Source organism: Streptomyces sp. UF-297 (genome assembly GCF_058245575.1).
Genome location: NZ_JBSIBZ010000280.1, coordinates 1 through 316 on the forward strand (window position 1 = coordinate 1; position 316 = coordinate 316).

1 protein-coding gene is annotated in these 316 nt (G+C 60.1%); it reads right to left on the bottom strand.

Annotation, left to right across the window (positions count from 1 at the left end):
* A partial coding sequence (locus AC4IJH_RS43825; RefSeq protein ID WP_490857619.1) for a hypothetical protein occupies positions 1–316 on the bottom strand: 316 nt, incomplete at both ends.

Here is a 316-nt window from a genome sequence, read left to right on the forward strand (position 1 = left end):
GATCCTTGATCTTCGCGTCGCCCTTGGTGACGCGGTCAGTGTTCCGGATCTTGACCAACGGCTCGGTGCCGTTGTTCACGTTGTCCATCTTCAGGACTTTCTCCTTGACATCAGGGAGAATGACCGCCTCGCCCTCGGTCTGGGCGTCCGAGTCGGTGGCCTCGTCCTTCTTCTTGGGCGTGATGTTCGGCTTCTCGTTCACGGCCGTGATGGACGCGGTCGTGGTGAGCTTGTCCTTGGTCAGGACCATGGGGCCGAAGACCGGGTTCTTGGGCAGCTTGTACCCCTTGGGAGCCTTGGTCTCCTCCCAGTAGTA